The sequence below is a fragment of the Alteromonas sp. 38 genome (genome assembly GCF_902506055.1).
Classification (GTDB): domain Bacteria; phylum Pseudomonadota; class Gammaproteobacteria; order Enterobacterales; family Alteromonadaceae; genus Alteromonas; species Alteromonas lipotrueae.
Window position 1 is genome coordinate 3,443,772 of sequence record NZ_LR733300.1, and the last position, 20,416, is coordinate 3,464,187.

Consider the following 20,416-nt stretch of genomic DNA (forward strand, 5'->3'; position numbering starts at 1 on the left):
CACAAATTGGACTATTAATTATGATGAACAAAAAACTACTCGCTCACAGTGTCGCATTAGGCTTAATGTCTATCACTGTATTGTCAGGATGTTCAAAAGATGCAACGCAAACTTCATCAGCACAAGTCGAAAGTGCAGGTACCGTTCAGCATATAGAGCACGGGGTGATTGTGACCCCCACACAAGGCCAAGCCAAAGCGGTTCGCTTGCAAGTGATGGCCGACAATATAATCCGTGTCACCGCAATTCCTCATAGCAAGCTTAATGCTGTGGCCGATAGCCTGATTGTGAATATGCCTGCTGCTGGTCAATTTACCACGGCGCGCTCAAACAACTTACTACAACTTAGAACACGAGAAATGACGGCGGAAGTGTCACTAATAAACGGCACAGTCACCGTAAAAAATGCAGCGGGGGAAATCTTACTTAGCGAAGAAAATAGCGGTGAATTTAGCACAGTGACGCAAGAAACCATCACCCCAGATTTCGACTCTTACGCCATTAATCAGCAGTGGAACAGAGGAAGCGACGAAGGATTCTTCGGTTTGGGTCAACATCAAAATGGGCAAATTAACTACGCTGGCGAATCAGTTCGTCTGCTTACTCATAACTTATCAATCGCCATTCCGTACGTTATTTCTACGCGTAATTACGGCGTGTTATGGGACAACGCATCGATTACCAATTTTGGTGATCCACAACCAGCAACAGGTTTAGGCCAAGAGTTAATTTTATACGATGCCAACGGCAACCCAGGTGGCTTAACAGCAAACTACTACGACGGTGACACGTTAGTTTTTAGCCGCGTTGAATCTGATCCAGACTATAAATTTCTTAGCAACAACTCGGTACGTGAAAAACCAATGCCACAGGAAGTTAGTCACGTTAAGCAACCACGAGTGGTATGGACCGGTAGCATCGAAGCCAAAGCCACTGGATTACATCGATTCCGGATGTACAACAGTGGTTACGCTACATTGTCAATTGGCGGTAAAGAGTTGCTCAACCGCTGGCGGATGAACTGGAATCCTTGGTACCACAACACTGAAATTGAGCTGGAGAAAGGCAAAAAGGTGGCGATTAACATCGATTGGGACTCTCAAGACGGTTTCTTTCGCTTAGCGCACAGCGACCCGCAACCCAAAGATGACCGTTTCAGTCTTTCTTTCACGTCTGAAACGGGCAAAGCCAAAGACTACTACGTCGTTGTTGGTGAAAACAAAGATGCGCTTATTTCCGGTTACCGCACCCTAACAGGCAAATCTGTAATGCTGCCTAAATGGGCCTATGGCTTCTGGCAAAGCCGCGAACGATATAAGACGCAAGATGAATTACTCAACGTATTAAAAGAATACCGCGCGCGCCAACTACCAATCGATAACATCGTACTCGACTGGTCTTACTGGCCAAGCGATGCCTGGGGCAGCCATGACTTTGATCCGCAGTACTTCCCAGACCCAATCAAAATGACACAAACAGTGCATGATTTAAATGCCACTATCATGATTTCCATCTGGCCAAAATTTTATCCAACAACCGATAATTACAAAGAGTTAGATGCCAAAGGTTACATGTTGACCAACAATGTCCTGAAAGAGAAAAACCTAGACTGGATAGCGCCCGGTTACTTAAATGGTTTCTACGATCCGTATCCCGTGGAATCGCAACAAATTTTTTGGCGTCAACTCAATGAAAAACTGAACGTTAAAGGATTTGACGCTTGGTGGTTAGATGCTTCAGAGCCAGATATACATTCAAACTTATCTTACCAGAAGCGCAAAGAGAACATGAACGAACTCTCTGTTGGTAGCGGCGCTGAGTTCTTTAACTCTTATGCATTGCCCAACGCCGAAGGGGTATACAAAGGTGAACGAAAAACTGACGGGCACAAGCGCAGCTTTATCCTAACGCGCAGCGGCTTTGCCGGAATTCAACGCACCGGTAGTGCAATTTGGAGTGGTGACATAGTACCTCGCTGGTCAAACCTGAAAGAACAAATTGCCGCAGGTGTCGGGGTGAGTTTAGCGGGTGTACCTAACTGGACCATGGACATTGGTGGCTTTACACCAGAAGATCACTACAGGACAGGTCCGAATGGTTTTGTTGGACACTATTCAGAGATGGCTAAAGAATACCAAGCACAATGGCAAGAAATGCAAACCCGCTGGTTTCAATTTGGTGCATTTGTTCCACTGTTCCGCTCCCATGGTCAAAATCCGTATCGCGAAATCTTTAATATCGCCGACGAAGACTCTGAGGCCTATGCCAGTATGGTGTATTACCTCAAGCTACGTTATCGCTTAATGCCTTACATCTACTCTATTGCGGGTGACATATACCACAAAGATGGCACGATGATGCGCGGATTAGTCATGGACTTCCCAGAAGACAAAATTGCCATAAACCTAAACGACGCTTACATGTTTGGTAAAGCGTTGCTCATCAACCCTGTATACGAATACGAAGCGCGTACTAGAGACGTTTATTTACCTGCTGGCACCGACTGGTATGATTTTTATAGCGGCGAGAAATACACCGGAGGTCAAACTATCAAAGCGGATGCACCGCTCGTCAAAATGCCCTTGTATGTAAAGGCCGGCGCTATAATCCCGACCGGAGAAAACATTCAGTACGTTTACGACAAGCCAACCGGCGCTTATACCATCAATGTATTCACTGGCGCTGACGGCTCGTTCGAGATCTACGAAGATGACGGCAAAACATACGACTATGAAAGCGGTGAGTACAGCTATATTCCACTGACTTACGACGAAAGCCTGCAAACCCTCACTATTGGTGAAAGGCGAGGCACGTTTGAAGGTGTGTTAGAAAACCGTACTTATCACATTCGTTGGATTTCAGAAGGGATTGTGCCTGATAACTTCGACGCAAAGCCAGCGACAACAATCACTTATTCAGGTAAAACTGTCTCACTCACAAGAACGCCGTAGATGACTGTGTTGCCCCCCTGCTTGCCCACCAACGCCAAATCTGGGCGAACAGGGGCTGGTGACCGTGTTACCTATAGGTGATTCAAACGCTTTAAAGCGCTGTAGAATGTCGCCGGGGCAATCCGAGCGATCCGAAAAGGAAACAAATTGGAGCAAACAATGAAGATTAAAATAGCATTACTCTCATTAGTGACCGCATCCATGGTACTGGCCTTACATGGCTGCAGTACAAAAGTTGACAATGCGGCCCAACCTGTCGACAAAGACATCGCGCTGTATCAGGGGCGTCCTTTGCAACCTTGGCACATAGTTATAGACAACCAAGGCAACAACCAATTGCTGAACGGCGCTTTCGCTCGCTTATCTGACGAAACCATTACGATCACAACATCAGACAAGCTTTTTAAAGACGACGCGTTAACGGTTAAATTTGAAGAGGCGTGGGACGGCGAAGTTTACATGTCGCACGGTCGCCCACTTGACCTAACCCAGTACATAGAAAAAGGCACATTAGCGTTTGATTTCAATAGTATTGACATGAAGAGCGCCAATTTACAAACTTCCATAAATTGTGGTGACAATTGCAATAACGTGATTGATCTGTGGCCGTATGCCAAGGAGTTTGAAGGTAAAGGCTGGCAAAAAATCGCTATTCCGCTGTCTTGTTTTTCATCTAGCAGGGCCGATTTCAGCGCCGTAGCCAAACCTTTTGCGATCACATTCTCTGGCACCGGCGAGTTCTCTTTTTCCAACATAACCATAACGCGTGAAAGCACCGCCAATTTTGACTGCCCTAATCAAGACACGCTGACCACTCACCCACAACCACTACGTGCATTTTGGGCCGATGAATGGTGGCCAAACCGCGTTGAAGAGAAAAAAACAACACAATCTGGTGATGAAAAATTACTACTAGTGGGAGACTCTATTACCCATGGCTGGGAACAAGACAGCGGCCAAGCAGTTTGGCAAAAACACTTTTCAGACGTCAGTACACTCAACCTAGGCTTTGGGGGTAATCGCACCGAAAATGTGTTGTGGTTGGCCGAACAAGGCTTACTCGACAACCTCAACGCCAAGCTAACGGTAATTATGATAGGGACCAATAATACGGGTCACCGTATGGACTCGCCTGAGTCTATTCATGATGGTGTAAAGGCGATCGTTCAGACAGTCACACAAAAAATACCAACCAGTAAGGTATTGCTGTTGGCTATTTTTCCTCGCGGCACTGATGACAACGACAAGCTAAGAATCAACAATCAAAAAACCAACGTATTGCTTAAAAAGCTGGCTAAAAATCAAGGCATTTTATTTGCCGATATTAACGCTAGTTTTTTAACCAAAGACAAGATTTTGAGCAAAGACATCATGCCGGATTTACTCCACCCTAATGCTAAGGGTTACGAAATTTGGGCGCAACAACTAACGCCATATGTAGACAAATATGTACGCTAATAACTTTTACGATGCTTTTATCACAGGGCTGCAGACGGGGTTGAGAAAGACGTTGCGTTTAGTAGCTTCATCCATTTTCTTCGTGCTGTTGAGTCAATCGGCTTTCAGTAAAGTAGCACTTGCAGACACTACACTAAGCCAGCCGGCACAACACGCGCTAACTCAATTCATTCCGGCTAGCCACCCTGCTCTACTATACTCAGGCCGGATCGACACTACGGATACCAACCGCCCCTACCTTTCGTGGCCCGGCAGCAGTGTGAGTTTCAAGTTTACTGGCGCCAAGTTAGTCCTTCGGCTTACTGACGATAAAGGACTGAATTATTATAATGTTATCTTCAATCATCAGGATGCTTACCCCTACGTATTGGCCGCGCAAAAAGGTACCCACGAATACGATTTAAGCTACATGATTGAAAAACCAGTAACCGAAGTCACGTTATTTAAGCGTACTGAAGGGGAAGAAGGCGGCAGCTATATTGGAGGGTTAATTTTGCAGGCACGTGCCAAGTTACTGACGCCAACGCCTTTACCTCAACGGCGTATTGCTTTTTATGGCGATTCAGTCACCGTCGGGATGGGTAATGAGGCCGCCCACAATGCACCAGACAATAATCCTGCTGAGAAAAATCACTACCTCTCATATGCAGCCATTGCCGCTCGCGATCTGAACGCAGAATTTCACTCCATCGCTAAAAGTGGCATTGGTGTTTTGGTCAGTTGGTTTGATTTCACCATGCCTGCCTATTTTGACCAACTGCGTGCCGAATCCAATAACGATTCAAAATGGGATTTTAGTCAATGGCAGCCCCACGTCGTTGTGGTGAATTTGCTACAAAATGACAGTTGGTTAATAGATAACGAAAAACGCCTGAACGCCACGCCTGCAGAAATCTCGCAGGCCTATTATGAATTTATTCAAACCTTGCGCAGTAAACACCCTGATGCTCACTTTATATGTGCCCTTGGCAGCATGGATATTACACGCGACAACCAATGGCCAGGCTACGTCACCCAAGCTATAAAGCAAATAAAACAGCAAGATGCAGGGGCAAAAATTGACCAAATAGAATTTGATTATACTGGCTACGGTGCGCATCCAAGAGTAGAGCAACACCTAAAAAATGCGAAAAAACTCAGCGCCTTTATCCGTCAAAAAACAGCTTGGTCAGATGATGGTTCAACTCAGTGATAGCCTTGCCGGTATACAGTCAGACGTTATCAGGCAACGTAAATCTTAAATTTAATCCCGAATATGAGCGAGGGAATAATGACCTGCAATACCCATAAATACCATTTTGCGCTACTAGCCATCGCTGTATTTTTATCGGCGTGTAATATGCCCGCCCCCTCTCAAAACCAAACGCCGAAGGCTTCACCAAATGCCATATTCGACGACTTTAGCTATCACGGTAAAGATACTATTTTTAATCAACCGCTGGCTAAAACAAAAATTCAAAATCCTATACTGAACGGCTTCTACCCAGATCCTAGCATAGTGCGAGTAGGTCATGACTACTACATGGTGAATTCTACGTTTAGCTTGTTTCCTGGTTTACCTATTTTTCACAGCAAAGATTTGGCGCATTGGCAACAGTTAGGTAACGCAATAAATCGGCCGGAACAGCTCAATTTTGATGGTTTACACATAGGCTACAACGGTATTTACGCCCCGGCGATTGAATATAGACAGGGCACGTTTTATATCATTACCACCTGCGTTGGATGTGGCGGCAACTTTATCATCACCGCAACCGACCCCGCAGGCCCTTGGTCTGATCCGATTTGGTTGCCAGAACTCGCAGGCATTGACCCATCATTGTTTTTTGACGACGACGGCAAAGTGTATATTGTCCACCATAAAGATCCTGCCAATAAGAAGTATCCAGCCCATACCTCCATTGCAATAATGGAAGTAGACGCCAACACTTTTCAGCCTATTTCAAAAGATGTTGAATTAGTAAATGGTGACGACTCTGCGCCTTGGCACACTGAGTATTTGGAAGGGCCGCATATTTATAAAGTGAAAAACAAATATTATTTGTCAGCATCGGGCGGTGGAACCGAGTATTTTCATAGCTATTTGCTTTACCGAGCCGATTCTATTTTGGGTCCATATGAAGCGAATCAAGAGAATCCCGTTCTTACTCAAATTGGTTTACCCAAAGACCGCGAATTCCCGATCACGGCAGCTGGACATGGCGATCTGTTTGACGACCCAAATGGAGACTGGTGGGTGGTATTTTTAGCCAATCGCGTTTATGACCTAGACAAAACTGACATTGGACACTTTCACACAGGAAGAGAACCCTTCTTATTGCCAGTGACTTGGAACGATGGTTGGCCAACAATATTACCCGATCACGCCCCCATTCCTTATCAAATTGACCGCCCTGCTTTACCTCAAATCCCATCAAACAATGAATTCAAACGTGGTAATTACACACAAATTTATGATTTTGAATCTAACCAAGTGCCACTCGAGTGGCTATTTATCCGAACCCCTCGAACACAATGGTGGAAGATTGAAAATGGCCGTCTTTTTATGTCGGCTCGAAAAGATAGACTAGGTGAAAATAATCAACCGTCTTTTATTGGGCGCAGACTGGCTCATATGAAGGCCACGTATTCGGTAAAATTGCAGTTTCCCGAACTACAGCCAGGTCTGGAAGCTGGAATGATGTCGATGCAAAATGACGATAACTATATTGCCTTTGGTTTGAGCCAAAATTCACAGGGCGACAAAGTACTGCAGGTGCGGCGAAAAGCCAATACCCCAGAACTTGTTCAAGGGGTAACAATTAAAGAGCAGAGAATTACGTTGCAGCGTGCACAGCAAATTGAATTAAGAGTAGATATAGATAAAGCGAATATGGATTTCTACTATCGAATTGAAGAACAACCTTTTCAACCCTTAATCATGTCTGTGAACTCATCAGTGCTATCCAGCTTTGAAGCTGGTGGCTTTACCGGCGCTATCGTGGGAATGTACTCACAAGACAACAACCGCTAGCGTGCGGTCTATACATGAATGGTGACAGATGTTCCCGCTAATCCAGAAAGTCGGAAAATAGCGTCGGCAAAGAGGGAAAGCTAGTCTACCGCGCTAACTTTCCCTATACTTTTTTCACACTGTTTAAAAAAGGAACAAGGAATGTATCGATTTGGCATTGTCGGCGCTGGCATGATTGCGGATTTTCATGCTCAGGCCATTAACGCTATACCTAATGCAGAGCTAACAGGGATTTATTAACGTTCAATTGAAAAAGCGAACGCCTTCGCACAGAAACATAACTGCACACCTTTTGACGATTATGCTTCTTTTATTCAATTCCCCCAATATTGATGTTATTACCGTATGCACCCCATCAGGGTTTCATTTAGAGCTCATATCCGCAGCAGCCAAAGCGGGTAAACACATTATTTGCGAAAAGCCTCTTGAAGTGACCGCCGAACGAGTGGATGAGATGATAGCCGTATGCGCAGAAAATAATGTGATGTTAGCGGGCATTTTCCCCCGGCGTTTCAATGCATCGTCGCAGCTACTTAAAAAGGCGTTAGCGCAAGGTAGATTTGGCAACAATGCCATGGCTGATGCCTATATTAAATGGTGGCGAACTCAAGAGTACTATGAAAGCGGTGCTTGAAAACGGCACTAAACCATTGGTAGATGGTTTCGAAGGTCGCCGCTCTATTGCCTTGCTTAACGCAATTTATCGTTCAGCGGCAAAAGGTGGTGAAAAAGAACTTGTTTAAACTGCCACTTAGTTAGGGGCAGTTAGGGGGCCAGAGTACTTTTCTATAGTGTCAGTCTTTATGAGAAAAAGTACTCTGACCCATTATTCTTATTAACCGTTTTTAGTAACTACAAATGCCTTACCCAAATGTTTCTGAAACTTATAGGGTCTCCATGGTCTTGAAGAACGAGAGGTTCACATCCGTGGGCAACCGGATAGCTAGGCTCACCTCTGTAAAGTGTTGTACCTTTCACTTCAAAGTTATGTTGCACAACAACACCGTTGATAAAGACGGTAATGTGGGCAGGCGTTGCTAACTCCCCCTCTTCAGTAAATCTAGGGGCTTTGTAAACAATATCGTACTCTTGCCACTGACCGGCTGGCATCAGCGCATCTACGAATGGTGGCGACTGCTTATAGACAGAGCCCGCAATACCATTCACATAAAACGGATTGCCGTAGGTTTCTAAAATCTGAACTTCATAACGCTTTTGAAAAATGATGCCACTGTTAGCGATATGGCTGGAGGGGTTCTTAGGAGCCTTCCACTCCAAGTGCAATTGCATATCACAGAATGATGCTTTGGTATGGAGCGAACTAGACTTGGGTAAGACGGTCAACTCGCCTCTCTCAAAAGACCATTTCACGGTATCACCATTTACATGCTGCCAATTTTCATCTACGCCTTTCTCATCGTCGTTCAACAATGCAATGGCATCAGAGGGAATGCCATCGAAGGTGACTTTGGGTGGAACAGGCTCCCATACTTCCGTGAGTTTTGGGTTGGGTTTCTCTTCTAATGCGTATCCCATAGAGGACAAAAGACTCAGCGATACCAAGCCGAATTTATTAAACACTATGCTTTTCATGTGGCTACTCCGTTTTCCATGTTCTTATCCACTGATATCGCGTTGAGCGATCTTTCTTGGATGCCATGAAGCCATCTTTTTTTGCATCGCTAGGCCAATTGAAGTCATAAATTTCAATTGCCAAAATAAGTGCCATGGGGTTTTCAAATGGGATACTGGGCACAAATGATATTGCGGGTATCCCATATTTGACTTAACTCATCCCCTTCAAATTCATCTGAAAGTGTTTCAATGAGTGACCAACGCTGTGTTAAAAGCTGCTTGCTAGCGTCATCTTCCCCACTAACAAATGGATGCGTTTGTGCTTCACCTTGGGCGTTAACGTTCAAGCTAGCAATTAGAAGAAGAACGATTAGCCCCCCGCTATTTAACCAACGTATCGCATTATTTTGTCCAAACATATTGCGCTTCATTGTGAGTCTCCTGCACGTTTGATCAGGTTGTACCGTAAAACAGTGCCCATTAAAGGTTTACCGTTCACGCTAACCATTTCACCTAGGTCTATAGTGTAAAGACTATTCTCGGCCAGGCTGTCTAAGGTAATAAAAAGCTGCTTTCTCGATTTATCTAAGGTGAGTTTGGCTGGAACTACATTAGTTACATCCACCTTTTCTGAACCGTATTTGGCATGATAGTGATAGGTATGGTGGGTTATTGAAACAGCATCTGGCAGAGCCTCGATGGGCTCATTAGCGGTAATTTGAAACCCGTCTTTATGAAGCGTTACACTTTCAATAAGAAAAGGCGCTTTTTTCTTAGTGATTTTGAGCAAGCCCTCTCCACCTGCCCAATTCATGTGTACTTTGCCGACCCACAATGCGCCATCTGAAGAGAAGTCCATCGTGTAATTTCCAATGCCAAGCGCGTTGCCCCCTACAAAAGGAATGAGTGTTCCTTGCAATGTTCCATCAATTTCATCGGGTAAATATCGAATGAGATGATTTTTATTCATATCACCTAAGAGCATTTCTCCCTCTGGAAGACCAAAAAGAGATTTAGCGATAGTTTTAACCGGTTTCGTTGGTGAATTCGCCAGCTCTCCATGTGGAAACAATGCCGCTGCGGGTTTGCGCAACGGTAATAAATCTGACGCTTCTATTTCAGAATGGGGCTTTTGCCAACCTTTTTTCCAATGCAAAGAAGCGGGATGTCCCGCAAAATCTCCCTCGCTGACATGATGCAAAGGGCTTGTTCCTATCCAGTCACCTTGATTATCCGTTACCCATAGGCGCCCGTTATCATCGAATCCCATTCCAGCTGGCGACCGAAACCCTGAGGCAAAAGGCGTAACCTCACCGTCAGGCGCTATCTTCATTACCCACCCTCGATAAGGCGCACAAGAAAACATGCGAGTTACGTTCTTCCGATACCCCTGTTTCCATTTTTCAAAGTCATGCCACTGCTGCATCTTGCCTTTAGGAGGACATAAATCACTGTATTCCCCCCTTATATACTCAAAAACGCCATTAAAATTAGATGCTACATTAAGCGCAACAAATATATTTCCTTCAGTGTCAACCACCGGACCAAACGCAAATTCGTGGTAGTTTCCCGTCATTCCAAAATCATCGTATACCGTCTGATACTGATCTGCCTTGCCATCACTATCAGTGTCAATTAACCGCGTAAGCTCCGGCTTTTGAATAACCAAAAATTGTCCCGGCTTCTCCTCTACAATACCAAGTGGCATATGCAGCCCCGACGCAAACACGTCCCATGTTTCAGACTCAGGATCGTAAATAACCACGTCTCCGTGCATCACAGTAAGCGCTAGTCGGCCGTCTTTCATTGCCGTTAAACCACCGACTTGAGGGTCAATTTCAATTGGGTAATCAACCCGATCAATGGCGTAGTAGTCATGCCAATCTGCTTTTGCTATTGCAAAAAACATAAGGTGGGAAAGAAGCGCCACCAGCAGCGCTGCGGATAAAAGGGTATTCATAATTCCACCTCAATGCTGAAGCTCGACACTTGCTCAGTGGACAAGTGAACGTTATCGTCGGTTAGAGGTTTTCCATTAAGGCGTATTGAAGATAAAGACGAATGGTCAAGAGTAAGTACTACATCTTGTTTTACGCCTGTTATTGTAAACTCACGAACGAACGATCTTTCGTTACTCCCTAAATGAATACGTTCTTTTACTTCAACGTTGCCGACCTGATAATGAAACTCTGGCTCCCCCTTAATCAACTGGTATCCTTTGAACATAATCTCCTTATTTTCAACAAACGAAAATAAAACCTCGCTTTCTTCTGAATACATTATGGCTTTCGCATTTTCCTCTCGTCTTTTTTCTCCGTCAAAATTAGCGCCAGTGGGGTACACATAGCGTAATTTTGCTATGGTGGTATCCCATACCACTGTTAGTTCAGAATTTAGAGCAATAGCGATTGATGCGGGGCTAGTGAAAGGCAGATAGTGTCTCAACACCTGAGGATAAGGTCGCTGTGGCGGCTTGTAAGGTGCGAATTTAGGTTTTTCCCCCTCTTGTTTTTGGTCCTTACTCACATCCAATATGTAAAGGTGAATAGCTGCAAGCGTATCGTTGTCCAAATAGGTAATCGCAGGCATTTGGATCATATCAGGGTTTTTCTTACCCGGACTTTTCACCCAGGCTAAAAATGCCTCCCGTTTAGCCTGTGGGTAGTGCTCGCCAATATAAACTAACGATGGACCTGTACTATTTTGCTTTAGATCGTGACAGGCGCCACAATTTTCTTTAAATGCCTTTACGCCCATATCATTGGCGTAAAGGTCAACAGACAAAGTCATTAGCAACAGCACAAAACCGATAGTGCAAACACTATTGCTGGCCATCATGAGAAAACTCAAGTTGTATCCTCTTTTTTTACATCCACATTTGTTTTCATTGTGTTCCCATTGCAGAATACGGTCGAAAGCCTGCTACCTGCCAACGCTATATTGGCATTACCGAATTTCCCAGAAACCGGCGGAATTTTGGGGGGTTACCGTGTTCATCTCCCTCAAGCAGAAAAAACACCATCCCAGCATCAGACAAGTCAGCCTTTTTCTTAGGATTGTGCTGCATTCGTTCCCACAACCAACGCAACGAAGGGTCATCGTGGGTTTTAAGCCATTTAAAAGGTTCAAATGATTTTGAGCACCATAGCGTTGCGGGTTTGTCACACGCGTTCTGATCTATAATTTTTTGTAATGGATACGATTGCCACTTAGCAGCAACACATCTGACATTGTATGATGCGCTTGTCTTCTCAAATGGTTGTCGTTGTACCCACTATGAGAAACAACATATACATGAGAAAGTGACGCAATCTTTTCTCTATCGATGACCCGTGCAACGGCCTGATAAAGAAATTCTGAAGGGCCCATATGGATAAAATACAGAGGGTTGTGTTCACTAGATTTTGCAATCTCACGTGCCAGATGTTCAATTGCCCTATCTGTATTTTTCGACACATCGAAGAACGGTGATTTAGGAAAGTTCCACCGCTTGATTGCACCAGTGACAGAGTCTGCCATGTAGTTTGTTTCGCTGGTATGCGGTGGTGCATCAATGAAGTTGTTGAAGGAATAATGTACCAACTTATCTTGCAGCCCTTTTTTGGCAAGCATTGCTAGTGTTGCGGCTGTACCTGCCCAATCATCCTCGTCAGCTCGCGGCCAGCGTGCTTCAGTGTGATGATCAGCTTGATTGTTACCATCTGCACTAATTGCTATTCGTTCACCGTTGTACTGGTATCCCTCCGTAATAAACGCAGATACAGCTTTAACGCTGCCATTGTGAGTAAATACAGAAGAAAGTGAACTGGTTGATTCAACCCCGTAAAGGCTAACTTGATTATCTAGCGTATTGGCAACAACCCATGCACTGTTGACACAAAGTACTGTGCTGACGACAGCCGCTGTTTTGCGCTGAATCCTAGGTAATATTATAGATTGAAGACGGGTTATGCAGCGAAACATAAATAGAGGGCCCAGAAATCGTACGCGTTATAAATATAGAATTAGACTACCCCTCAATCACAATTCAGCCAACATTTCACATACATATTGTTAACATTAAAACTTGAAGCGCAAGATTTTGAAAAGACTCCCAGCTTCAGATTTGCTGTTATTTATCGTACGTGCTTGAATCGCACCCGCTAATAATCAAAAAGTTAAATATCTACCTGATACAATCAAAGTTGTGAATAGAACGGTGCGAATACACCAAAGATTTATAGGCAACCGGCGACAAAATATGACTATCTTGTTTAGTGTTCTTATTCAATGATTCGTAAGTATTTGATGGTTGACATCACATTTTTTCAGTACATCGATTCAATACCTTAGCTCAGGGCTATCGCCTGTCGAATACGGGTTAGCATGCGACAATGGAAAGCGGCACTCGAGTGGTACAGCTCCTTAGTAGACGAAGCCTGGGGTGGAGGTACATGAAATTAAATTCGTGGGGATCCCTCAGACTCAGCTCCCTTTGTTTAATTACCCTGGCTCTCAATAAGCTTATGACCACATTCTGAGCAATATTTTCCCGCTTGAATTTGTTCTGTACCATAACTTAGTTAATTCATGATTTTCCTTGCAAGCCCATATGACTACATAAATACAAACCCATAAAGCTTGTAAAGTACCTTAACTCAATGTGCCACTATAATTCTTTGATAATCAGATTATTGTTTAAAGCAAAAAATTCATCGATCCATCAACTGTGACCAATTCAGACCAAACTTATGAAGATACTTTTGTAGCCTTGTTGAATCGTTAGTTTGCGCCTTTTTGGTACGACTGACATGAAACAACTCCCTTCCGGCTGAGGCCATACTCCGGTGTTGACTACAAACCTGTAACACATAGTTGAGTTGATGCGCATCGAAATGATCCATCTGCTCAATTGCTGTTTGTGAAAAGTACTTTTGTAACACTGAGACTGAAGTAGAGTGTTCGGATGATTGCCAAGCTTGCTTAAGCCGTTCAATTTCATCCTTTACATCATCAACTGAAATCCGAGAAGAATCAGCCAGAGTGCATAATCTCGTAATTGCCGAGCTCAAATCCCGAAAGTTTCCAGACCAAATGGCAGTTGCTGATGTCGCGAATTGCTCAAACGTATCCCGCGCTTCTTTGTTGAACTGAATCCTCTGACCTGTTTTTTGTTCATACAGACTCACTTCATAATCAATGTTAGCCGGTATGTCTTCTCGCCTGTCTTTTAACGCGGGAAGCTCATAAGTCCACAAATTTATCCTTGCCAGCAGATCTTCCCGAAAACGAGCATTTTCGACTTCTGATTTAAGGTCTTTATTGGTGCCTGCAATCAATTGAAAGTCACTGCTAACGGTTTGATCACTTCCTACCGGATGAAAGGTTTTATTCTCGATGGCGTGAAGTAACATGGCTTGCTCTTCTAATCCCAACTCACCTATCTCATCCAGGAATAACATGCCTTTGTTCGCCGTCATCAGGTAACCACTGCGTTCTTTCTGTGCCCCAGTAAATGCCCCCTTGGTATGGCCAAACAACGCCGCCATGGCATTTTCACCTTTCAATGTTGCGCAATTTACCGAGACAAAATCACCTTTCAGCATGGCCCTTTTTTTCTTCAGTTGGAACACACGAGTCGCCAGTTGACTCTTACCCGCACCGGTGGGCCCAGTCAGCAACATGGGATCGCTAGAGCGAATAGCAACCTTTTCAATTTGGGTAATTAAACGGTTAAAAGCCGTGTTCTTAGTTTGAATACCGCCTTTAAGAAATTCTTTACCTTCTAAATGTTCCCGATCAAAACGTGTGGCGAGTTGGTCATACTTTGACAAGTCCAGATCAATGATCTGAGTTTTACCAATGGCTTTATTTTTGTTGCTTCTATCCGGTGAGGTTTGTATTAATCGTCCCGGAAAATGGCCGCTTTCCGTTAGCAAGAAACTACATATCTGAACGACGTGCGTACCCGTTGTAATATGAAAAAGGTAATCATTGTGATCGGTATCAAAGACTTGTTGATGACACCAATCATATAGCTTTGAATAAACTTCTTCGAAATCCCAAGGATCGTTAAAATTCACATTGTGCAAAACCACGTTGGTTTCCGGCGATACACTTCCAATATCAACCGCAACGTTATTCGCTAATCGGGAACTGTGGTTGTCATGCAGCATGTGCAGTTGACTAACTATCAAATCATCCTGGCTACATAGGCTGACATTAGGCCGCCATTTGGCCCAGCGATCCACTCGCTTTCCAACATAATCCAACTGTGTGCCAATCAGGCTTACCACCACGCTACACTTCACCAAATCATATCCATATAGATAATTAAATATCCATTAAATTATTATTTTTGTTTTAAGTCAAATTATGAAAATACATCCACACTAACAAAAATACAAACATAACCATAATAAACAATAAGTTATGAAAATAAAAAAATAAAAACCAAGGTTGGCACATTGATTGATATACAAAAAGTGTCTGATTAAACGGTTGTGATTTAAAACGTCACACTGGTGCGCTGAACTCTGTGACTGCGTATGCCTAATCAAACAACCTATTAAGTAGCTCAGTTGGAAGAGCAGCGAATTGATATTCGTCGGTCATGGGTTCGTTTCCCATCTTAATATTATTTAAGTAGCTCAAGCGGATAGAGCAACGGCGTAATACCCGTTGGCGAAGGTTCGAATCCTTCCTTAAATACAGGTAGCTCAAATTGGTAGAGCATCGAACATTTACTTCGATTGTTGTGGGTTCAAGTCCCACCCTAAAAACACATTGTAAAAAGCACGTTAGTAAGTCGTTTTTGCCAATGACTGACGAGCGCTAAAGAGAAACGACAAGCAGCAAGCCGGATGCTCCCTGCTATTCAACGCTCCGGTGCCCTTGTCAGTGAAGCAATAAACCCTTGCTAACACCACTTAGCTACAAGACGTTGCGAAAGTGGATGAAATGATAAAAGGAAATTAATGATGTTTAAAAATAACCTAATGAGAAAAACGGTGACAGTCGCTGAAAACCAAAGAATGTTGATGTTTAAAAATCAACTATTGACTGACGTCCTATTGCCAGGAAAGCATAAAATGTGGGATCTCAAAAATGAACTCGAATTTATAACTTTTGACATCAATGAACTGTATTTTTCTGAGAAAAATGCCGACAGACTTTATCGAAACAGTGAAACCTTGCGCGACCATATTTCACACTGGAAGTTGTCGAGCAATGAAGTTGGATTGCTATACGTAGATGATTTGCTACAAGGTATTGTTGCACCAAGTGAACATATCTACCTCTGGAAAGATGCAGGCGAATTGAGGTTAGAAACGCTCTCGATAGATGACAATTTAACCGTCGACGAAAAGCTGCTGTTCCTGATTAACCGGGCAGGAGCCAATAGCGCTTCAAGGTTGATTAGAAGTAGCCGAACTGTTGCTTTAAAGCCTATCGCTGATGTGGCGGTAGCGAAAGAACATGTTGGTCTGTTGTATGTGAATGGAAAATTCATTCGTAGACTGGAACCCGGTCAACACGCGTTCTGGCAGTTCAATCACACGATTGAAGTAAAGGCGTTTGATTGCAAAACTCAGATGCTGGATATTTCCGGACAGGAAATCCTGAGTAAGGACAGAGTGAGTCTCAGAATAAATCTGAGTGCGAGCATCAAAGTGCAGGACCCAGAACTTGCCGCCCGCAGCGTTGATAAGGTGGATGACTATGTCTATAAAACCTTGCAACTAGCGCTAAGAGAGGCAGTGGGTACTAAATCGTTAGACGATATCCTGCTAGATAAGTTGTACGTCAATGAAACGGTAAAGGAATTAGTATCGGGGCAACTTAACGACATAGGTATATCGCTGATGAATGTAGGTGTGAAGGACATCATTTTGCCTGGCGAAATGAAGGCCATCCTGAATCAGGTGGTAGAAGCGCAAAAAGCCGCAGAAGCCAATGTGATTAAACGGCGAGAGGAAACTTCAGCTACCAGAAGTTTGCACAACACCGCCAAGGTGATGGAAAACAACCCTACCCTGATGCGGCTGAAAGAGCTCGAAGCGCTTGAAAAGCTGTCGGATAAAATCGGCAACCTGACGGTGTATGGAGGCCTGGAAGGCCTGATGAATGGCGTAGTGAAAATAGCATAGAGAACCGCGTAGTAAAAATAGGAAGCGGGAAGGACTGCGGCGAAAAGGTGTCGCAGTCCGCTATTGAAATCTCGCAGATATAAATCGAATAAAACAAAATAAGTAATAAATTAAGGAGTAAATAATGTGTAGCAACTACAACATTATCGAAAGCAAAGGACGGGCAACCATTAAGGCGTGGACCAAAGGTGTTCCGTTTGAAGACAAAGCTCAGGAGCAGTTAAATAACATCGCCAGCATGCCATTGGTTCACTCCCATATTGCCGTTATGCCTGACGTGCATATGGGCAAAGGGGCAACCATAGGCAGTGTTATCCCCTCCGTTGATGCGGTCATCCCGGCGGCAGTAGGAGTCGACATCGGATGCGGTATGGTGGCCACAAAAACCACGTTATCCGCCAGTCAGCTTCCGGATAATTTGTCAGGTATTAGAAGCGCCTTTGAAGCTGCTATCCCGCACGGTAGAAGTGCGAGAGCCAGAGGTTCACGGGATAAAGGTGCCTGGCACAACATACCGGATGTGGTCGCCGCTGAATGGAAAAAACTGGAGGCTCGGTTTAAACGCATTTGTGAAAAACACCCAGCAATCAGGAAGAGCAATCACGTAAACCATTTAGGTACGATGGGAACAGGCAACCACTTTCTTGAGCTGTGTTTAGATGAAAACAACGCAGTGTGGATAATGCTGCACTCGGGTAGTCGTGGCGTAGGTAATCGTATCGGTACCTATTTTATTGAACTGGCCAAAAAGGAAATGGAGCGTCATCAGATTAATCTGCCAGATAGGGATTTGGCCTACCTAGAAGAAGGCAGTGAATATTTTGATGACTATGTTGAAGCCGTGGAATGGGCACAAGACTATGCCGCGAAAAACCGTGAGATCATGATGATTAATGCCATTGCCGCATTGAGAAAACAGGTCCCAACGACATTTTCGACAGCAGAACTCGCTGTGAACTGCCACCATAACTACATTTCCCGTGAGCGGCATTTTGGCAAAGACTGCTTTGTGACTCGTAAAGGTGCTGTGCGGGCTCAGAAAGGCGAAATGGGGATCATTCCAGGCAGCATGGGTGCGCGATCCTTCATCGTAAGAGGCCTAGGAAACCCTGAAAGTTTCAATAGCTGTAGTCATGGCGCAGGGCGTGTCATGTCGCGGACACAGGCGAAAAAGATCTACAACATTAAAGATCAAATTGAAGCGACTCAGGGCGTGGAATGCCGTAAGGATGAATCTGTGATTGATGAAATCCCACATGCTTATAAGGATATTGATAAAGTCATGGATGCCCAGAAAGATCTGGTTGAAGTGGTTTACACCTTAAAACAGGTGGTGTGTGTAAAGGGGTAAACGATGAAGTACTTACACATTGATGGTGCGCAAGGTGAAGGCGGCGGACAGGTGTTAAGGACAGCCTTAACCTTGTCCATCCTCACTAAGCAGCCTATTGAAATAGTAAACATACGTGCCAAACGCAGAAAGCCAGGTTTACTGCGTCAGCACCTCACCTCGGTTTTGGCCGCGCAAAGGATATGCGGCGCGACCACGGAGGGTGTGGAATTAGGCGCTGGTCGAATACGGTTTTCACCCGGAGAGGTTGTACCGGGTGATTACCATTTTTCGATAGGCACGGCGGGTAGCACCGTACTGGTTTGCCAAACTATTTTACCGGTGTTGGCCTTGGCAAACACCTGTTCAAGTGTGACCTTTGAAGGTGGCACACATAATGGCATGTCACCGTCACTGTGCTTTCTGGAGCAATCCTATTTGCCGCTGTTGCATAAGATGGGAATACATTGCCAGGTTGAAAGGTCAGCACTGGGTTTTTATCCCGCCGGAGGCGGCAAGTGGAAAATCAATATCCAACCGACCAAAGGCTTGAGCCGGATTGAACTAACAGAAGCTGCTAGCAACTTTGCGGTAGCACCTGAAAACTGTCGGCTAAATGCCTTGGTCAGTCAGTTACCGCCTTCGATTGGCGAACGAGAAATAGAAACTGCAAGAGCCATATTGAACTGGAACACTTCAGTAGGCACACTGACAGAGGTAGATTCACTAGGGCCTGGTAATAGCTTTCAGTTGAAAATTGAAAGTAATACGCACACAAGTCTATTTGAAGTGGTCGGCGAACTGGGCGTTTCCGGAGAACGGGTCGCTAAGCGATGTGCTGGCCGCGTGAGAAAGTTGATTCATTCGCAAGCGGCGGTGGAAGAGCAACTGGCAGACCAATTACTCATTCCAATGGTATTGGCTGGCAGTGGGAGTTACACCACCACAAAACCAACGCTGCATACGACCACCAATATTGACGTCATCCAGCAGTTTGTGGATACAAATATCAAATTGAAAAAGCACAATGATGTGTGCTGGAAAATCACTATAGATAGATAAATTATTGGAGCTGTACAACATGGAAAACAAACACGCACCGGACGCGATAGAGCCGGAAATAAGAGCAGAAATACTGCGGCGAATAGCCGCAGCAGAACATGAACACAATGTAAAAATACTATACGCCGTGGAGTCAGGCAGTCGCGCATGGGGATTTGCTAGTCCCAACAGTGACTACGATGTGCGGTTTATCTATGCGCATCCTAAAGACTGGTATTTAACCGTGGATGTGGAAGATAGGCGCGACGTCATCGAATATCCGATAGTGGATGAAATCGATATCAACGGTTGGGATATCAGAAAGGCCCTTAAGCTATTTTGGAAATCCAACCCAGCTTTTATCGAATGGCTTCAGTCCTCTATCGTGTATGTTGATGATGGGCACTTTGCAGTAAGAGCCCGAGAAATGATGCCGCGTATAGCATCTTCACATAAAGGGATGTACCACTACTTGCATATGGCCAAAGGCAACTATCGCGAGTACTTAAAAAAGGACGTCGTGCCGCTTAAAAAGTACTTTTATGTGTTACGACCGCTGCTCGCCATCATGTGGTTGGAGCGTTATGACAAACCGGCCCCTATTGAGTTTGACGTATTACGTAAATTGGTTGCGAATAACACATTGTTGAATGAAGCGATAACTGACCTTTTGGCTCGTAAGAAAGTGAGCCTTGAAAAGGAATACGCTAGTGCAGTGCCTGTGATAAACGATTTCATCGAATCAGAATTGAAACGTCACGAGTTTTATGCCGCTAACGTTACTGAGAGGGACGCCAATTTTGATGAACTGAACACCTTGTTTAAGTCTGTATTTGCATATATTTAAACCAGAGCAGCTGGAAAGTGTCTAGTTTATTGATGGCGATTCACCAATTACATTTCAACTGTTGGACTTAAG

General features: G+C 44.4%; 17 protein-coding genes and 2 tRNA genes. 12 read left to right on the plus strand and 7 right to left on the minus strand.

The window, feature by feature from the left end:
* Positions 1-20 precede the first annotated feature (20 nt).
* The 6 genes from FLAVO9R_RS14995 (at position 21) to FLAVO9R_RS20535 (ending at position 8,165) form a co-directional block, all read left to right on the plus strand.
* A complete protein-coding gene (locus FLAVO9R_RS14995) occupies positions 21-2,951 on the plus strand; it encodes a glycoside hydrolase family 31 protein (RefSeq protein WP_232370665.1) in 2,931 nt (976 codons plus the stop codon).
* 159 nt (positions 2,952-3,110) lie between these two features.
* Positions 3,111-4,409, plus strand: coding sequence for a putative glycoside hydrolase (locus FLAVO9R_RS15000; protein ID WP_159532592.1), 1,299 nt, complete (start codon positions 3,111-3,113; stop codon positions 4,407-4,409).
* The gene (locus FLAVO9R_RS15005; protein WP_159532594.1) at positions 4,399-5,601 is read left to right on the plus strand and encodes a GDSL-type esterase/lipase family protein; all 1,203 of its coding nucleotides are present in this window, start codon (positions 4,399-4,401) and stop codon (positions 5,599-5,601) included. Before FLAVO9R_RS15000 ends, FLAVO9R_RS15005 begins: the two co-directional genes overlap by 11 nt.
* A gap of 78 nt (positions 5,602-5,679) precedes the next feature.
* Positions 5,680-7,422 carry a glycoside hydrolase family 43 protein gene (locus FLAVO9R_RS15010; protein WP_159532596.1) on the plus strand — a complete coding sequence of 581 codons (1,743 nt, stop codon included), beginning with the start codon at positions 5,680-5,682 and terminating at the stop codon, positions 7,420-7,422.
* 301 nt (positions 7,423-7,723) lie between these two features.
* Positions 7,724-8,056, plus strand: coding sequence for a Gfo/Idh/MocA family protein (locus FLAVO9R_RS15015; protein WP_159532598.1), 333 nt, complete (start codon positions 7,724-7,726; stop codon positions 8,054-8,056).
* On the plus strand, positions 8,040-8,165 hold the full coding sequence (locus FLAVO9R_RS20535) for a hypothetical protein (RefSeq protein ID WP_258544398.1): 126 nt from the start codon (positions 8,040-8,042) through the stop codon (positions 8,163-8,165). The genes FLAVO9R_RS15015 and FLAVO9R_RS20535 overlap by 17 nt, the downstream gene beginning before the upstream one ends.
* A 109-nt stretch (positions 8,166-8,274) precedes the next feature.
* On the opposite strand, the gene FLAVO9R_RS15020 is transcribed toward FLAVO9R_RS20535, so the two are convergent.
* The 7 genes from FLAVO9R_RS15020 to rtcR form a co-directional block, all read right to left on the minus strand.
* Positions 8,275-9,015 carry a 3-keto-disaccharide hydrolase gene (locus tag FLAVO9R_RS15020; RefSeq protein ID WP_159532600.1) on the minus strand — a complete coding sequence of 247 codons (741 nt, stop codon included), beginning with the start codon at positions 9,013-9,015 and terminating at the stop codon, positions 8,275-8,277.
* A 4-nt stretch (positions 9,016-9,019) separates the two neighbouring features.
* Positions 9,020-9,151 carry a hypothetical protein gene (locus FLAVO9R_RS20540; protein ID WP_269748494.1) on the minus strand — a complete coding sequence of 44 codons (132 nt, stop codon included), beginning with the start codon at positions 9,149-9,151 and terminating at the stop codon, positions 9,020-9,022.
* A gap of 7 nt (positions 9,152-9,158) precedes the next feature.
* Positions 9,159-9,428 (minus strand): hypothetical protein, encoded by a 270-nt coding sequence (locus FLAVO9R_RS15025; protein ID WP_159532602.1) that lies wholly within the window; start codon positions 9,426-9,428, stop codon positions 9,159-9,161.
* On the minus strand, positions 9,425-10,957 hold the full coding sequence (locus FLAVO9R_RS15030) for a DUF7133 domain-containing protein (protein ID WP_159532604.1): 1,533 nt from the start codon (positions 10,955-10,957) through the stop codon (positions 9,425-9,427). Before FLAVO9R_RS15030 ends, FLAVO9R_RS15025 begins: the two co-directional genes overlap by 4 nt.
* Complete coding sequence (locus FLAVO9R_RS15035; RefSeq protein ID WP_159532606.1) at positions 10,954-11,847, minus strand: c-type cytochrome; 894 nt, start codon at positions 11,845-11,847, stop codon at positions 10,954-10,956. The genes FLAVO9R_RS15030 and FLAVO9R_RS15035 overlap by 4 nt, the downstream gene beginning before the upstream one ends.
* Positions 11,848-12,174: 327 nt before the next feature.
* Positions 12,175-12,960: a hypothetical protein gene (locus FLAVO9R_RS15040; protein ID WP_159532608.1), complete on the minus strand. Its 786-nt coding sequence runs from the start codon at positions 12,958-12,960 to the stop codon at positions 12,175-12,177.
* A 728-nt stretch (positions 12,961-13,688) separates the two neighbouring features.
* Positions 13,689-15,287, minus strand: a complete 1,599-nt coding sequence (gene rtcR, locus FLAVO9R_RS15045) for an RNA repair transcriptional activator RtcR (protein WP_269748501.1) — start codon at positions 15,285-15,287, stop codon at positions 13,689-13,691.
* Positions 15,288-15,542: 255 nt separating this feature from the next.
* Between rtcR and FLAVO9R_RS15050 the strand changes: the two genes are divergently transcribed.
* The 6 genes from FLAVO9R_RS15050 to FLAVO9R_RS15075 all read left to right on the plus strand — a co-directional run bounded on the left by FLAVO9R_RS15050 (position 15,543) and on the right by FLAVO9R_RS15075 (position 20,344).
* Positions 15,543-15,614 (plus strand) — tRNA-OTHER (locus tag FLAVO9R_RS15050).
* Between the two features lies 1 nt (position 15,615).
* Positions 15,616-15,687 (plus strand) — tRNA-OTHER (locus FLAVO9R_RS15055).
* A gap of 266 nt (positions 15,688-15,953) precedes the next feature.
* Positions 15,954-17,126: a slipin family protein gene (locus tag FLAVO9R_RS15060; protein ID WP_232370667.1), complete on the plus strand. Its 1,173-nt coding sequence runs from the start codon at positions 15,954-15,956 to the stop codon at positions 17,124-17,126.
* A 124-nt stretch (positions 17,127-17,250) separates the two neighbouring features.
* Positions 17,251-18,477 (plus strand): RtcB family protein, encoded by a 1,227-nt coding sequence (locus FLAVO9R_RS15065; protein ID WP_159532612.1) that lies wholly within the window; start codon positions 17,251-17,253, stop codon positions 18,475-18,477.
* Between the two features lie 3 nt (positions 18,478-18,480).
* Complete coding sequence (gene rtcA, locus FLAVO9R_RS15070; protein ID WP_159532614.1) at positions 18,481-19,518, plus strand: RNA 3'-terminal phosphate cyclase; 1,038 nt, start codon at positions 18,481-18,483, stop codon at positions 19,516-19,518.
* A 19-nt stretch (positions 19,519-19,537) separates the two neighbouring features.
* Complete coding sequence (locus tag FLAVO9R_RS15075) at positions 19,538-20,344, plus strand: nucleotidyltransferase domain-containing protein (protein ID WP_159532616.1); 807 nt, start codon at positions 19,538-19,540, stop codon at positions 20,342-20,344.
* Positions 20,345-20,416 lie beyond the last annotated feature (72 nt).

What these genes read in the sequence shown, in the direction of transcription:
- FLAVO9R_RS14995 (WP_232370665.1), top strand. Translation starts at nt 21, where the DNA reads ATGATGAACAAAAAACTACTCGCTCACAGTGTCGCATTAGGCTTAATG.
- FLAVO9R_RS15000 (WP_159532592.1), top strand. Translation starts at nt 3,111, where the DNA reads ATGAAGATTAAAATAGCATTACTCTCATTAGTGACCGCATCCATGGTA.
- FLAVO9R_RS15005 (WP_159532594.1), top strand. Translation starts at nt 4,399, where the DNA reads ATGTACGCTAATAACTTTTACGATGCTTTTATCACAGGGCTGCAGACG.
- FLAVO9R_RS15010 (WP_159532596.1), top strand. Translation starts at nt 5,680, where the DNA reads ATGACCTGCAATACCCATAAATACCATTTTGCGCTACTAGCCATCGCT.
- FLAVO9R_RS15015 (WP_159532598.1), top strand. Translation starts at nt 7,724, where the DNA reads ATGCTTCTTTTATTCAATTCCCCCAATATTGATGTTATTACCGTATGC.
- FLAVO9R_RS20535 (WP_258544398.1), top strand. Translation starts at nt 8,040, where the DNA reads ATGAAAGCGGTGCTTGAAAACGGCACTAAACCATTGGTAGATGGTTTC.
- FLAVO9R_RS15020 (WP_159532600.1), bottom strand. Translation starts at nt 9,015, where the DNA reads ATGAAAAGCATAGTGTTTAATAAATTCGGCTTGGTATCGCTGAGTCTT.
- FLAVO9R_RS20540 (WP_269748494.1), bottom strand. Translation starts at nt 9,151, where the DNA reads ATGGCACTTATTTTGGCAATTGAAATTTATGACTTCAATTGGCCTAGC.
- FLAVO9R_RS15025 (WP_159532602.1), bottom strand. Translation starts at nt 9,428, where the DNA reads ATGAAGCGCAATATGTTTGGACAAAATAATGCGATACGTTGGTTAAAT.
- FLAVO9R_RS15030 (WP_159532604.1), bottom strand. Translation starts at nt 10,957, where the DNA reads ATGAATACCCTTTTATCCGCAGCGCTGCTGGTGGCGCTTCTTTCCCAC.
- FLAVO9R_RS15040 (WP_159532608.1), bottom strand. Translation starts at nt 12,960, where the DNA reads ATGTTTCGCTGCATAACCCGTCTTCAATCTATAATATTACCTAGGATT.
- FLAVO9R_RS15060 (WP_232370667.1), top strand. Translation starts at nt 15,954, where the DNA reads ATGATGTTTAAAAATAACCTAATGAGAAAAACGGTGACAGTCGCTGAA.
- FLAVO9R_RS15065 (WP_159532612.1), top strand. Translation starts at nt 17,251, where the DNA reads ATGTGTAGCAACTACAACATTATCGAAAGCAAAGGACGGGCAACCATT.
- rtcA (WP_159532614.1), top strand. Translation starts at nt 18,481, where the DNA reads ATGAAGTACTTACACATTGATGGTGCGCAAGGTGAAGGCGGCGGACAG.
- FLAVO9R_RS15075 (WP_159532616.1), top strand. Translation starts at nt 19,538, where the DNA reads ATGGAAAACAAACACGCACCGGACGCGATAGAGCCGGAAATAAGAGCA.